Annotated in this window: 12 protein-coding genes; 7 read left to right on the top strand and 5 right to left on the bottom strand. The window is 46.6% G+C overall.

All coding sequences use genetic code 11. The features are described from left to right. The first annotated feature begins 305 nt into the window (after positions 1–305). Positions 306–3,047: a zinc-dependent metalloprotease gene (locus NDI44_RS09375; protein WP_190415169.1), complete on the top strand. Its 2,742-nt coding sequence runs from the start codon at positions 306–308 to the stop codon at positions 3,045–3,047. Between the two features lie 108 nt (positions 3,048–3,155). On the opposite strand, the gene NDI44_RS09370 is transcribed toward NDI44_RS09375, so the two are convergent. Together NDI44_RS09370 and NDI44_RS09365 are read right to left on the bottom strand one after the other, a co-directional pair. Further along, positions 3,156–4,661, bottom strand: a complete 1,506-nt coding sequence (locus NDI44_RS09370; protein WP_190415168.1) for a pitrilysin family protein — start codon at positions 4,659–4,661, stop codon at positions 3,156–3,158. Positions 4,662–4,689: 28 nt separating this feature from the next. Continuing rightward, entirely contained in the window at positions 4,690–6,276 is a 1,587-nt protein-coding gene (locus NDI44_RS09365; RefSeq protein WP_347276916.1) for a pitrilysin family protein, read from the bottom strand. 222 nt (positions 6,277–6,498) lie between these two features. Between NDI44_RS09365 and NDI44_RS09360 the strand changes: the two genes are divergently transcribed. The 5 genes from NDI44_RS09360 (at position 6,499) to NDI44_RS09340 (ending at position 11,157) form a co-directional block, all read left to right on the top strand. After that, positions 6,499–7,143 carry a TetR/AcrR family transcriptional regulator gene (locus tag NDI44_RS09360; protein ID WP_190415166.1) on the top strand — a complete coding sequence of 215 codons (645 nt, stop codon included), beginning with the start codon at positions 6,499–6,501 and terminating at the stop codon, positions 7,141–7,143. 185 nt (positions 7,144–7,328) lie between these two features. After that, positions 7,329–8,570, top strand: a complete 1,242-nt coding sequence (locus NDI44_RS09355; RefSeq protein WP_190415165.1) for a Rid family detoxifying hydrolase — start codon at positions 7,329–7,331, stop codon at positions 8,568–8,570. A gap of 243 nt (positions 8,571–8,813) precedes the next feature. Then, positions 8,814–9,833, top strand: a complete 1,020-nt coding sequence (locus tag NDI44_RS09350; protein WP_190415164.1) for a GTP-binding protein — start codon at positions 8,814–8,816, stop codon at positions 9,831–9,833. 21 nt (positions 9,834–9,854) lie between these two features. Beyond that, positions 9,855–10,772, top strand: coding sequence for an alpha/beta hydrolase (locus tag NDI44_RS09345; protein WP_190415163.1), 918 nt, complete (start codon positions 9,855–9,857; stop codon positions 10,770–10,772). 130 nt (positions 10,773–10,902) lie between these two features. Then, the gene (locus NDI44_RS09340; protein WP_190415162.1) at positions 10,903–11,157 is read left to right on the top strand and encodes a hypothetical protein; all 255 of its coding nucleotides are present in this window, start codon (positions 10,903–10,905) and stop codon (positions 11,155–11,157) included. Positions 11,158–11,364: 207 nt separating this feature from the next. Here the strand turns inward: NDI44_RS09340 and NDI44_RS09335 are convergent, their stop codons facing one another. The 3 genes from NDI44_RS09335 to NDI44_RS09325 form a co-directional block, all read right to left on the bottom strand. Then, the gene (locus tag NDI44_RS09335; RefSeq protein ID WP_190415160.1) at positions 11,365–11,901 is read right to left on the bottom strand and encodes a Uma2 family endonuclease; all 537 of its coding nucleotides are present in this window, start codon (positions 11,899–11,901) and stop codon (positions 11,365–11,367) included. A 120-nt stretch (positions 11,902–12,021) separates the two neighbouring features. Further along, complete coding sequence (locus NDI44_RS09330; RefSeq protein ID WP_190415159.1) at positions 12,022–12,681, bottom strand: (2Fe-2S) ferredoxin domain-containing protein; 660 nt, start codon at positions 12,679–12,681, stop codon at positions 12,022–12,024. 18 nt (positions 12,682–12,699) lie between these two features. Further along, the gene (locus NDI44_RS09325; protein WP_190415158.1) at positions 12,700–12,972 is read right to left on the bottom strand and encodes an Asr1405/Asl0597 family protein; all 273 of its coding nucleotides are present in this window, start codon (positions 12,970–12,972) and stop codon (positions 12,700–12,702) included. 320 nt (positions 12,973–13,292) lie between these two features. Between NDI44_RS09325 and NDI44_RS09320 the strand changes: the two genes are divergently transcribed. Then, a complete protein-coding gene (locus NDI44_RS09320) occupies positions 13,293–13,847 on the top strand; it encodes a Dps family protein (RefSeq protein WP_190415157.1) in 555 nt (184 codons plus the stop codon). Positions 13,848–14,091: the final 244 nt, after the last annotated feature.

The following is a 14,091-nucleotide window of genomic DNA, read 5'->3' as shown; positions in this document are numbered from 1 at the left end:
AGGAGAGGTTAAATCCAGGGGAAACAGCCATCCGCTATTAAATATAAACTTTTTTGGTTTTTTGGCTGGCGCATAGTATTTTTAGACTCCAAAGCGGGAATCTTAAACAGGGAGCCGCTGATGCATTCAAAGATGGCGTTGCAAACGACGTTCAACTTTAGCGTGCAACATAGCTCTCTAGGTTTTATTAAAGAGACAAAGGATTTATGTGCTGTCTTCAGCCCGGCTTAGATGGTGTCTATAAAGCACCAACCCCATCATTGTTTTAACTTGAATCAGTAATCGTCAATCAGTTTAAAGACAAAATGAAAAAATCGCCATTCTACGTGTGTTGTCTTCTGGGATTATTATTCGCAAATGTTTCTTCAGTTAAAGCAGCCATTACAAACACCCAGAAGCCAGTCGTAACCTCTCAGGTTTTAGCTAAAGATATAAATATAGAAAATTCAGATTTTCAATCCTTCGATGATACGGTTAAAAATACTCAAAAGCTGGAAGGATTATTTACCCTTTACCGAAACAAACAAACCGGCACAATATATCTAGAAATTAAACCAGAACAGCTCAATAAAAACTACCTTGCCACCATTACCTTAGACTCCGGAATTGGCGAACGAGGTCTTTACAGCGGAATGCCGCTGCAAGATATGCTTTTCTATTTTCGCCGGGTCAACAACAATTTGCACTTTGCCGTCCGCAACGTGAACTTCCGCACTAGTCCCGGCAATCCAGAACAGCGATCGCTAGAACGAGGGTTTTCTGACTCCGTTCTCAGTTCCCTGAAGATCATCAGCATTCATCCGCAACGTCAAACCATTCTCGTCGATCTGGGGAACCTGCTACTCAGCGATTTACCTGGATTAAGTTCGTATTTAAAAACTGCTTTGGAGGCTTCATACCAGCTAGAAGAAGACAAAACCTACTTCGGTGCTGCCAAAGCTTTCCCCCTGAACATGGAAATTGAGTCGATTTACGGCTTCTCTAACCCTAGTGGAGATGACGGGGCGTACCTGCCAACGCTGCCAGACAGTCGCGCCCTTTCCCTCAAGGTACATTACAGCCTCTCTCAGCTGCCGGAAAATAACGGCTATATTCCGCGTCTTGCCGACGAACGGATTGGATACTTCACCACGGTTTACAAGGATTTTTCCAGTAAAAGTGGTAAAGATCCGTTTGTGCGCTATATCCAGCGCTGGAATTTAGAAAAGCAAGATCCCGCAGCTTCCTTGTCGCCACCCAAAAAACAAATTGTCTTCTGGATTGAAAATACTGTCCCGGTTGAGTACCGCGACGCTATCCGCGAGGGCGTTTTGATGTGGAACGCCGCGTTTGAGAAGGCGGGATTCAAGGATGCGATCGCAGTGCAGCAGATGCCAGACAATGCGACTTGGGACCCGGCTGATGTGCGCTACAACACGATTCGCTGGTTCAATTCTTTGGATGCCGCATTTGCATTAGGGCCGTCGCGGGTTAACCCGTTGACTGGGGAAATCTTGGATGCTGACATTATCGTGGACGCTGACTTTGTGAATTCGTTCAAGCAGGAATATCGCCACCTGATCGAACCAAACCAGAAAGGGAATAGCAGTATTTGTCACCGTGGCTTCTTGCCTTCTCACTCGTCTAAACATGGTGGAGAGGCGCATGGTGGAGAGGCGCATGGTGCCAATAGACAGGTAAAACCTTCGTTATTAGAGCATGATGGTCACAACGATCGATGCAAGGGAATGCAATTTGCCAATCAGATGGCAGTTGGGTCGCTGTCGCTGTCACTATTGCAGAATGTCAGTCCCAGAAGCGATCGCATGAAAGAGTATATTCATCAATTTGTGCGATTGCTCATTGCTCACGAAGTTGGACACACTATAGGCTTAAGACACAACTTCCGTGGCAGTACCCTCCTAACACCAGAGGAATTGAACAACACTGACATCACCCGCGCGAAGGGGATGGTAAGTTCCGTCATGGACTATCTGCCACCCAACTTGGCACCCCAAGGCGTCAAGCAAGGAGATTACTATACCAGCAAGGTGGGCGCTTATGACGAGTGGGCGATTGAGTATGGCTACAAACCCAGCGGTGGGGTAGTTCCCATCGCCGAACAGCGGTTTCTTGATGAGATTGCCAAGAAATCGAGTCAGCCGGAATTGGCTTATGCCTCCGATGAGGACAGCTTTGACCTCGATCCCACCGTGAACCAATATGACCTGAGTGGCGATCCGCTGGGCTATGCGCGATCGCAACTGGATATCGACCGCCAACTATGGGATCGTCTCAATAAAGGGTATCCCGGCACCGGCGAAAGTTACAGCGAAGTCAGCGATCGCTTTAACACCGCGTTTATGCACTATTTGCAAAACGTGTTCTTGATTACTAAATATATTGGTGGACAGTCGTTTTACCGGGATCGCCCCGGAAACCGCAACGGACGCTTACCCTTTGAACCTGTGCCAGTCGCCAAGCAGCGAGAAGCCTTGGCAGCATTGCAAAAGTATGTCTTTGCGGAAGACGCTTTTAATTTCCCGCCGGATCTACTCAATAAGTTAGCACCCTCGCGCTGGATGGATTGGAGCAATAATATTGCCATTAATCGCCTTGATTTTCCGGTTCACGACAGCATCTTCTTCCCGCAAAGCATTGTTTTGAGAGAAGTGCTATCGGGCGATCGCCTCAACCGTCTGCGCGACTTGGAACTGAAGAGTCAGCCAAATCAAGCGCTGACGCTACCAGAACTATTTAATACCTTGCACAGTGATATTTGGAGTGAGTTGCAGCCAGCAGATAGCAAGTCGGTGAAGATATCCAGCTTTCGTCGGGCTTTGCAGCGAGAACATTTGCAAATACTAATCGGCATGGTGTTGCGGACTGAGGACGTGCCCGAAGACGCCCGAACGCTTGCCTGGTCGAAATTGCGCCAATTGCGCGAAGACATCAACGGCAGCCTCAGGCACCGGAGTGGGAACTTAGATGAATACACCAAAGCCCACCTGCAAGAAACACGCGATCGCATCTCTAAAGCCTTAGATGCTCAGATGCAATCAAATTAAAATCACAGGTCAAGAGTCATTTAACTAATGATTCCTGACCTGTGACAAATAATCATTTAATCATGAGTCATTAGTCTGTTGCAATAACTAAGGACTAAGGACTAAGGACTAACTATTTTTTGATGCTCCTGGAATCGCAATATCTATCGACGTAACATTGGGCGTGATGCTGGTTAGAGGCGGCTGAATTGCAGCAGCATTTCCGACCACCAGCGTGACAATGTTCTCTGGCTGGAGATATTTTTCAGCAACCCGTTGAATATCCTCAATCGTGGTTGCTTCCACGTCGCGCTGGTAACGAAAGATAAAATCCTTCGGGTAGCCGTAATATTCATATCGCATCAATCGCGACAGAGTTTGGCTGGGATCTTGGAACTTAAAAACAAAAGAATTGAGTTCCGATTCCTTGGCGTAGGAAAGTTCTGCTGGCGTCACTGGATTGGTGCGGATGCGCTCGATTTCCGATAAGACGCCCTTAATGAAGGGTACAGTCGCATCTGAGCGAGTCTGTCCCCCAGCAAGGAATACGCCTGGGTAGTCATATTGAGCGCCCCAATAACCGTACACCGTGTAAGCAAGACCTTGGCGCGATCGCACTTCGTTAAACAACCGTCCGCCAAAACCGTTTAACACTCCATTTAATACTGACAGAGCCGCATAGTCAGGACTGTTCAATTGACCGCCCAGATGACCCATGACAATATTACTCTGCGTCAGCTGCGGCTGATTTACCAGAAAAACCCCTCCTCGCTTTGCCTGTTCCGCCCCTGGTATCGGTGGAGTTTGCGCTGTGCCTTTTGGCTTCCAGTTCCCAAACTTTTCCTGGATCATCTGACGCATCGCCTTACTATCAAAATCCCCCACGATGCCCAGAATCATATTCTTCGGATGAAAATATTTCTGGTAGAAACTGATTAAGTCATCGCGGGAAATGTTGTCTAAGGTTGCATATTCTACGGTGCGAGCATAGGGGCTATTGTTGCCATAGACTAATTTCTCAAATTCGCGGGAAGCAATACCACCTGGGTCGTCATTCCGACGCGCAATTTCACCACGCTGTTGCGTCTTGGCTAAATCTAGCTTTTCCTGTGCAAAAATCGGCTCTTGGATTACCTCAGCAAACAAACTAAATACGTCCTTCAAGTCTTCAGAGAGCGTCGTAAAGTCAGCACTACCCGCAGTGCTAACAATACTGCTCTCTACCGAAGCGGCGCGTTGTTCCAACAATTGGTTTAGTTCATCGCTGGAGTGCTTCGCGGTTCCGCCAGTCCGCAGGACTTCCCCAACCAACGTAGCCAAACCTACCTCGTTTTCTGGTTCCAGACGAGCGCCGGTGCGAATCATCGCCGTGCCACTCACGAGGGGAAGTTCGCGATCTTCCATCAGATACACAATCATCCCATTGTCCATCTGATAGCGCGTGTATGGCGGTACCTGAATTTCCGGCAACGGCGGAAACTTCAACTCCGTATAATGTCGCGCTGTATCCGCTACCGCTGGCATCAAAAATGTCAAAAGTATCAAGGAGAAAGTCAAAAGAAATAGAAAATAGTTTTTCCTTTGTTTTCCTTTGCCTTTCTTCAGCAAATTCTGCCTAAACCACTGCATACTCATTCCTCTTCCTTCTTCTTCCTCTCAGTCCTCAGTCCTGTTTAGGCAGAATTCGCCCAATTGTCCGGTTTTGTGGCTGGAAAGTTTCTTTCGCCACGCGCTGAATCTCTGCGGGTGTCACGGTAGCGATCGCATCTAGTTGCTTAAAAAGGTTCCGCCATGAGCCGGTTTTCACTTCATAGTCCACCAGCGACATCGCCATGCCCATATTGGAATCGAGCGATCGCAATAAATCAGCTCTTGCTTGAGTCTTCACCCGATCCAAATCCATCGCCGCTACGGGTTCCGTCTTCAGCCGCTCAATTTCCTTGCTCAAAGACGCCGCCACTTCATCCACTGTATGACCGGGAGCTGTTAGCGCGTAGAACAGCATCAAATTCGGATACTTATCTCCCGGAAAGCCACTAAAACCTTCCGCATTCAGAGCCACTTGCTGCTCTTCTACTAAAGACTTGTAGAGGCGAGAAGTCCGACCATCGCTCAACAATCGACCGATCAGTTCATAAATCGCATGATCCGGATGATTCATCGCTGGGCGGTGATAGCCTTCTAGATACCAAGGTTGGGATTGCAGCCGCAAGGTGACATCCTGCGCTTCCATTTGCTTGGGTTCCGTCGGTAATTGCTCCCGCTCCGCCGTTCTCGCTTTGTAACGTCCAAAATAAACTTGAGCCAACCGTTTCACTTCCGCTGGGTTAACATCCCCAACGACCGCAATAGTTAACTTGCTGGGGACGTAGTGCGTGTCAAAAAACTCCTGCACATTTTCGCGGGTAAGATTGCGGATGTCCTGGTCGTAGCCAATCACTGGACGCTTATAGGGATGCACTTTGAAAGCCGCATCCAGAAAAGCCTCAATCATTTGACCGATGGGCGAGTTATCGGTTCGCAACCGCCGCTCTTCCAGAATGACTTCTTTCTCTTTATAAAATTCCCGAAACACCGGATCTAAAAACCGCTCCGACTCTAGCGACATCCACAGCTCTAACTTGTTAGAGGGAAAGCTGTAGAAATAGACTGTGGAATCTGTAGAGGTTGCCGCGTTTAGACCGACGCCGCCCGCTTGCTCGACAATCTGACCCAGTTCATTTTGCTTGACATATTTCGCTGCTTCGGCTTCAACTTTGTTAAATTCTGCCTGCAACCTTGTCACTTCTGCCGATTTCTTTGCCGCTTTTGCTGCCTCAATTTGTTCGGCTAACTGGTCTAAGCGGTCTAAAAGTGGCTTTTCTGCCTTGTAGTCCTGCGTGCCAATGCGGGTGGTTCCCTTAAAAGCTAAATGCTCTAGAAAGTGAGCAACGCCTGTTTGACCATTGGGTTCGTTGGCACCGCCCACATCGGCATAGGTGTAAAACGACACAACTGGCGCTTGGTGCCGTTCCAATACAATAAACTTGAGACCATTCTCTAAACGAAACTCTGTCACCCGCTGAATTACCCGGTCTAAATAGGGCTGAATCGATTGGGTTGTGGCAGGTTTTACATCCGCCTTTTCAAGCGTCTGGGTACGAGCTAACGCCACATTGGGCTGCATACCCCACCCCAGCAGCAGCGCGAGCAGAAAAGCCAGAATGCTTCGCCACTGACGCTGTCTTGACGGTTGAGGGCTGGGGTTCAAACTTTCCCGTAACGGTTGTGCTGTCGTTGGGATTGACACACACAGGAATCGACAAAACTGACTCATACAATACTAAAGATTAAGCAGCGCTAATTCCAAGATATTGACTCTAACGTGGATTGTGTGGTGTTAACAATCTGTGAAGGTTTGGGTGATTGATTACTCGCCTATAGCACAATTGCATTAGGGTGTTAGTGGTAATCCATCCATTTATTTCTTAATATGGGAATTTTTAACCGGAAAACGGTAGGAACAACTAAGCAAGTTGCTCATACTGAAGACGATACTCACACCCGAATTTTACAGGCAGCACAGCGGTTATTTGCCCGCCAGGGATATGAGGGGACAACAACCCGCGATCTTGCCGCAACAGCGGGGGTTGCAGAAGGAACGTTGTTTCGTCATTTTCCGAACAAAAAGGCGATCTTGATTGAGGTGGCGACGCAAGGCTGGGTAGAAATTCTCACAGATTTATTAACGGAATTGAGTGAAATGGGCAGCTATAAAGCTGTGGCTCAGGTGATGCATCGGCGGATGATGAATCTACGTGAAAATGCGGATATGCTGCGGGTTTGTTTTACAGAAGCGCAGTTTCATCCAGAGTTGCGCGATCGCATCCAAGCTGAAGTCATTGTCAAAATGACGGATGTGGCGGAAGCTTTCTTTCAAACTGCAATGGATAGAGGCACCTATCGCCGCATGAATCCAAGAATTGTCGCCCAAGTTTTCTTAGGGATGTTCACAATCGCCGGTTTTAGCCACGACACCCTATTGGGAGAAAATGCTTCCCCGAAAGCAATGCAAGAAATGGCAGAAGGGTTAGCTGATATTTTCCTGAATGGTGTGTTAGCGAAATCAAGCAATTAAGATTAGTCCGGCAATTAGAATTTGCATTAATCCGAGCGTTTAAAATTTGCATTAGCTCCGGCGATTAGAAATCGCGCCTATACAGACAAAACCCGCCTTCGCAGGTTTAAAATAATGCCCCAGCGATTTCCTGTTCGCCTGGTGTCTTAAACTGATGCAAGTGCGCGATAATTGCTCAACCAACAATGGACGCTGAAGAACTTCTAAAAAGATACGCCCAACGCGAACGGAACTTTCAAGGAGCAAAACTAAGTGGGATAAAGCTCCCAGGTGCAAACCTAAATGGGATAGACCTACAGAATGCAGATTTGACCGGAGCTGAGTTAAATCAGGCAAACTTGGCTAATGCCAACCTCACTGGCGCAAAATTTAGCAGAGTATCCTTAATTGGAGCAAATCTGAGTGGGGTGCAAGCTTCTTCAGTAAATTTGGGTTTGGCAGAACTCAGCGGTGCCAACCTCAGTAAGGCAAACTTGAGTGGTGTTAACTTTAATAATGCCAACCTAGACAATGTAAACCTAAGTGATGCTCAACTAAATAGTGCCAACCTAACTAAAGCGTCTCTAAGTCAAGCCAACCTTGTTAGAGCAAACTTGAGTAATGCGAAACTAACGGGTGCAAACTTAGCTGAAGCTGACTTAAGTCGGGCAGAATTAGCTAATGTTAACATCCAAGATGCCAACCTCCAGGGAGCCAAGCTCCGGGGTGTCAAGTTGCCCAGCTATAATTTGTCAGCTATGAATTTTGCTGAGGTAGATTTAGGCGCAGCAGAACTGACAAACATACAGTTTAGAAAAGCCTGTCTGCGAGGGATAAATTTAGAGAGAGCAGGTCTGCAAGGAGCAAATTTCATGGGGGCAAACCTGAATGGAGCCAACCTGAAAAAAGCAGATTTGACTGATGCAAACCTTTATGGAGCAAGCATCAAGGGTGCGGATTTCACGGGCGCGATAATGCCCGATGGGGAAGTTTACAAGTCCTTAGCCTCTGATACAGAACCCCGCAAACAGGAAACATCGTTACCAACACAAACATCAATGACACGCAAAGTAATTCGCACCGAGAACGCACCAGCACCAGTCGGGCCGTATAATCAAGCGATCGCTGCCAGTGGTCAGATGATCTTCGTCGCTGGTCAAATTGCCATCGATCCCAGAATCGGTGATATTGTCTACACCGACGATGTAGCCAAGCAAACAGAACAGGTAATGGCTCATCTTGAAGCGATTCTCTCTGCGGCTGGCGCTAACTTTGAGAATGTGGTCAAAACCACCGTCTTTCTCAAAGATATGAATGATTTTGCTGCGGTTAACGCAGTTTATGGTAAATATTTTGACGCAGAGACAGCCCCTGCCCGTGCCTGCGTGCAAGTATCCCGTCTACCCAAGGATGTGCTGGTAGAAATTGACTGCATTGCGGTAATTTAAGACCGATAACGCCAAGCGCGATCGCATTGTAGGTTAGAACTCGCTACTCTAACCTACGCCTGTATAGTCTGTAAGCGATTGATAGAAGAGTTCGCCTACGAAGCACTACCTGCGATCGCCTATGATAATAGTTATCATTATTAAAAATATCTTGGCATTCTGAGAACTTGCCATGTCATCGCAGACACTGCGCCGCATGGTGTGAATCTATGTCTGCATCGCTCAATTAACACCGAAAGAGTAATGAACAATCTTACAGCACCCAAACAAAACCTGATTTCGGATATTCCTAAACGGGGAATGCCAGTCACGATCGTTACAGGCTTTTTAGGCAGTGGTAAAACAACGCTGCTTAACCATATTTTGCATAATTGTCAAGACTTAAAAGTAGCAGTTTTAGTTAATGAATTTGGCGATATTAATATCGATAGCCAGCTATTGATTTCCGTCGATCGAAACATGATCGAACTCACTAATGGCTGTATTTGTTGCACCATCAACGATGGATTGCTCGATGCAGTTTATCGGGTGCTGGAACGGAGCGATCGCATTGATTACTTAATTGTCGAAACAACCGGAATTGCCGATCCATTGCCCATTGCCTTGACCTTCATTAGTACAGATTTGCGCGATCTAACTCGGCTCGATTCTATCTTGACTTTGGTGGATGTGGAAACGTTTACACCGGAGCATTTTGAAAGTGATGCCGCCCTCAATCAGATTTCCTATGGTGACATCATTCTGCTGAACAAAACCGATTTGGTTCCAGAAGCCCAAGTCAAGGAGTTGGAAGACTACATTCGCGCCATGAAAGTAGGCGCAAGAGTTTTGCGAACCTCCTACGGACAAGTTCCTCTGCCACTAATTTTAGATGTGGGAGTTTCCCAAGCGGAATCTTATCCAGCTAAAGAGGAATCTAGCCATCATCACCATCACGATCACCATCACGATCATCATCACGATCATTCCCACCACTTAGAAAATGATGGTTTCATGTCATTTTCTTTTGAAAGCGATCGCCCTCTCCTTTTAGAGAAATTTCAAGAATTTTTAACCGAACAACTTCCCGAAGACGTTTTTCGCGCCAAAGGTTTACTCTGGTTTAAGGAGAGTAGTTTACGCCACATCTTTCAACTGTGCGGTAAACGAATTGAGATGAAAACTGACAAGTGGACTTCTCAAAAAAGCAATCAACTGGTATTTATTGGGCGAAACTTGAATGTAGCCGAAATTCAACAGCAGTTAAAAGACTGCCTAGAGTAAATAAAATAGGGATTGTGTCTTATGGCAACTTCAACGATTTCTGCACCTAATGCTGTCGGAATTGGCGGAACCGTTCAGGAATATCTCTGGGCTTGGGAACGGCAAGAATTACCCATCGTTTATGAAACTCTAGGCAAAGGATCTCCCATATTACTTCTGCCAGCTTTCAGCACTGCTTCCACACGCTCGGAAATGCGCGGACTGGCAGAGTTATTATCATCTCAGTTTCAAGTCGTCGCTCTCGATTGGCCTGGATTTGGGCGATCGCCTCGTCTACCCTTGAACTACCAACCCGCCCTATATCACCAATTTCTGGAAGATTTTGTCAAAAATGTTTTTAATACTCCAGTAGCCATCATCGCTGCTGGACACGCTGCTGGTTACGCGATGCAACTAGCGCAACAACAACCGCCCGTTTTGTCACGGATTGTTTTAGCGGCTCCCACTTGGCGCGGGCCATTTCCGACGATGATGGGTAAACAGCAAGGGTGGTTTGGAACGCTGAGAAATGTAGTGCGATCGCCTATTTTAGGACAAGCTCTCTACAAGCTAAACACCACCGAATCTTTCATTAGCTTGATGTATCGTCGCCATGTCTACGTTGAACCTGACTCGCTGACTCCTAGCCGACTCGAACAAAAGTTGCAGACAGCACATCAACCAGGAGCGCGTTTTGCTCCCGCCGCCTTCGTCACCGGAGGTTTAGATCCGGTTAATCATAGAGACGATTTTCTCGCCTGGTTTCAGCCTTTACCGTTACCCGTGATGGTAGTCATTGGCGAACAAGCACCGCCGAAATCAAAGGAAGAAATGGAAGCAATGGCGAATGTCTCAGGAGTGCAGACAGTCAGGCTTCCCGGTTCGTTGGGATTACATGAAGAGTACGCAGATGCTGTAGGCGCTGCTATCTTGCCATTTTTGATGGGTGAGGGTGGGTGAGTGCGATCGCATTTACTTTGTCCTCAAGCCAAGCCAAGCTAACACAGCTAAGGATTTGGTTGCCGTTAAGCAAAACTTAGCGGGCAATTAATTGGCTATAATGCCATCAAAAACTGTCAGCTTTTGAATTATGAACAGAATTGCTCTTGCTTTGCTTACTTGTCCGATAATTTTGGCATCAATGCTCCTGCTAGCGAATACAGCACAAGCCGCTGAAGCTTCAAATATGATGCTGTCTGCACCAACTGCACAAGTTATTGTCGTGCAATATCAACAAGTGCCTGCATCTGTGCAACCGAGTAATCCTATCAAAGACCATCTAGGGTGCAGTTGTGCTGCTTGCACTAAGGCTCTGAGTCAAATGCAAGGTCAGTTTACGCTTTAGTCAAGATGGACGGCGATGGCAAAAAAGCGATCGCGCTTTCTTGAGTTGAAGAATTTCCTTCTCTTTACCCACTATGCCCGTCTTCAGGCGGTGATGGTGGGTTTTTGCTTAATCCACGTAACTTTTAGGCGATCGCTCTTGCCACTCTACTCGCGCTAAAATTACTATCTATTTAGTAATATTCAAAATCTCTATCAACTGTCAGCTTCAAGCTAACAATTCATCTATTGCTACACTAAATCCTCTGAGTACCAATTGCGTACTCACTACATTACCAGTATTAAACCCTAATGTCTGACTTTGAGTAATTAACAATATCCGACGACTCTCAGGAAATACTAGCCAGACTTCCGAACAACCCGATTCTAAATACTCGCTTGCTTTGGCAAATAAATCCTCGGCTGAATCAGTTGGAGAAGCGATTTCAGCAATCAGTGGCGGACTTTGTGGCAACGCTCCTGCCTCACCAAACTGCGCTACCAATTCCGCTGTGAGATAGGATACATCAGGACGACGCCCCTGCTTCAAAGTCCGACAGGGAAGTTCTACAACAACCTCTCCTCCTTGTCCAGATTGGGTAATGAAATTTTTCCAGCCCCAAGCTAACCTAGTCTGAACTATACTATGTTTTACCGTCATTCCCGTTTTCTCCACAAGTTGTCCATCCACCCACTCCATGCGATCGGGGGGATTAGCCATAAAGTCTTCTAGAGAGCAGCTTTCGGTTACAGTAGCGATCGCCATAGTTATCTACTCGCTTTGGTCAGGTACTAATATTATGGCAGGCTGCACATAGACGATACCCCCAACTTCCTGATAAAAAGAAGTTGGGGGTATGTATTATCTATAAATTACGAAAAATTATTAACGAACCCTAGCTGTTTCGCACTCCAAACGAGGTGCAATTAGCTCTTCAGATACCATCTCATCTGGAAAATGTTTATCTATAATTTCAGGGATTTCTGTAGCGTTAATCCGAGTGTAGCGGGTTTTATCCGGCATAACGATATTTGGCCCTGATTTGCAACGCTTCATGCAGCCAGTTCCTTTAATCGTAACCTGGTCGTCCAAGCCGCGATCGCGCAAACCTTCTTCTAAAGCCTGACAAACTTTATTAGCACCCAACTTGCAACAATCGGACTTTTTACACACCAAAATTGTCGCTTTGACGCCGGAAGGTAGAGGCAATTTTTTAGCAGGTCGAGGCAATTCCTGAATTTCCTCAACTTGTGTAACTCCCTGCAATTGGCTGGGAGGAACACCGGGTTTAACCAGATAAGCTTTTTGTTTGACTTCTCCACTTTTTAACTTAAGCTTGGTTTCGCCAAAAACCTCAACCCAAGTACCGGGTGTCACTCCTGAGCGAAATAGGGAAATCCGAGCTTCTTTGGCAAGCTTGATCTGACATTCACCCTCTGAAGTTGCGAGTCTCAAATATTTGATTTTATAGCCATCTTCGATGACAAAACCGAGTAACCATCCCTCAAGGCGGAATTCTGAGTTGTTTTGTTTAAATTTACTCATGCTTTTTTACAACCTCTTTTAACTTTCTTTTGGATCGTTACTCGTCTGCCAGCAGCGTTCCAGATGGCTCACCAACTCGCCGCGCGATGCAGTTAACTGCCTGACTACACTCCACAGCTGAATCGCTGCTGTCGTGTTGTAGACCTCAACCAGCAAGGGCTGGTCAACCGCACACCCACAGGAAATTCCTAACTCTCGCAAGCGGTAATAAACTTGCCACCGATCTGCTCGATTCACCTCAACAACCTTGCCGGTTTCTGGTTGTGGCTCAATTGGCTCTATTGGATTCATTCGTTCCCACAGACGCGAAAAATTAGCATTGTCTATAACTTCCCTGGACTCGCTAGCCTTTCCGAAAATTCCCTGACGTAGGGAATTTTTACAATTTCACCCTAGTTAATACATATAACTCAAACGACAACAATTCTCAACTAGCTTAACTGAAAATTTAATTGCTTGCGAGAAATAGGCAAAGATACAACTGAGGAACTAGCGCTTGCTGCGGATCGGGTCAAACTGGCTCAGACTATAGTGAGACACCAAAATTGGGTTAGCGTGATACACTTACTGCATTAGCAACAACCGTTGCTTATTGAGAGGAGAATACAACGATGTCCGAAACTCAGAGTGTATTGCGCTCCTTCGGTCAGGTTTATGACAATCCGGTGTTGCTGGATCGCAGTATCACCACGCCGGTTTGTGAGGGCTTCAACATTGCTCTAGCGAGTTTTCAGGCGCTGTACTTGCAATATCAAAAGCATCACTTTGTGGTCGAAGGTTCAGAATTTTATATGCTGCACGAGTTCTTCAGCGAAAGCTACGAACAGGTGCAGGGACACGTTCATGATATTGGCGAACGGTTGGATGGACTGGGTGGCGTTCCAGTAGCTGGCTTTGCCAAGCTAGCAGAGCTGTGCTGCTTCACGCCAGAAGATGAAGGGGTATTTTCTTGCCGCCAGATGGTGGAACACGACTTAGCCGCCGAGCAAGCGATGATTCAGCTAATCCGGCGTCAGGCAGGACAAGCAGAAAGTTTGGGCGATCGCGCAACCCGTTATCTGTACGAAACAATCTTGCTGAAAACCGAAGAGCGGGCTTATCATCTGGCTCACTTCCTCGCTAAAGACAGCTTGACCTTGGGTTTTGTCCAGACTACGAATAATTAGTATCTGCCTCTTGAATCCCGTTGAGGTAAGCTAGATGTAGCCTCGATATGCAGGCTGCTAAAATTTTCAGTACCTAACCTGTGGTTCTTTAAGACAGAGAGTAACACTAACTGAGCAGAGGGAAGATATCTTCTCTCTGCTTGTTTATTATGAAGTTGTAAAAGTTCTGATTTAAGTTGTAAAGAAAAACCCAGAAATTGATTTTAAGCTTGTTGAAATTAGTTGTCAACTAACCTAAAAGGCA

Origin of the sequence: Trichocoleus sp. DQ-A3, from assembly GCF_039961975.1 — a bacterium.
In the GTDB taxonomy this organism is placed as follows: Bacteria; Cyanobacteriota; Cyanobacteriia; order Cyanobacteriales; family FACHB-T130; genus FACHB-T130.
The sequence above is the reverse complement of the archived record's forward strand: the minus strand, read 5'-3'. Positions and strand labels throughout refer to the sequence as shown.

Bases quoted from the DNA above. Each gene is read 5' to 3' on its own strand.
- NDI44_RS09375 (WP_190415169.1), top strand. From the start codon at position 306: ATGAAAAAATCGCCATTCTACGTGTGTTGTCTTCTGGGATTATTATTC.
- NDI44_RS09370 (WP_190415168.1), bottom strand. From the start codon at position 4,661: ATGAGTATGCAGTGGTTTAGGCAGAATTTGCTGAAGAAAGGCAAAGGA.
- NDI44_RS09360 (WP_190415166.1), top strand. From the start codon at position 6,499: ATGGGAATTTTTAACCGGAAAACGGTAGGAACAACTAAGCAAGTTGCT.
- NDI44_RS09355 (WP_190415165.1), top strand. From the start codon at position 7,329: ATGGACGCTGAAGAACTTCTAAAAAGATACGCCCAACGCGAACGGAAC.
- NDI44_RS09350 (WP_190415164.1), top strand. From the start codon at position 8,814: ATGAACAATCTTACAGCACCCAAACAAAACCTGATTTCGGATATTCCT.
- NDI44_RS09345 (WP_190415163.1), top strand. From the start codon at position 9,855: ATGGCAACTTCAACGATTTCTGCACCTAATGCTGTCGGAATTGGCGGA.
- NDI44_RS09340 (WP_190415162.1), top strand. From the start codon at position 10,903: ATGAACAGAATTGCTCTTGCTTTGCTTACTTGTCCGATAATTTTGGCA.
- NDI44_RS09335 (WP_190415160.1), bottom strand. From the start codon at position 11,901: ATGGCGATCGCTACTGTAACCGAAAGCTGCTCTCTAGAAGACTTTATG.
- NDI44_RS09330 (WP_190415159.1), bottom strand. From the start codon at position 12,681: ATGAGTAAATTTAAACAAAACAACTCAGAATTCCGCCTTGAGGGATGG.
- NDI44_RS09325 (WP_190415158.1), bottom strand. From the start codon at position 12,972: ATGAATCCAATAGAGCCAATTGAGCCACAACCAGAAACCGGCAAGGTT.
- NDI44_RS09320 (WP_190415157.1), top strand. From the start codon at position 13,293: ATGTCCGAAACTCAGAGTGTATTGCGCTCCTTCGGTCAGGTTTATGAC.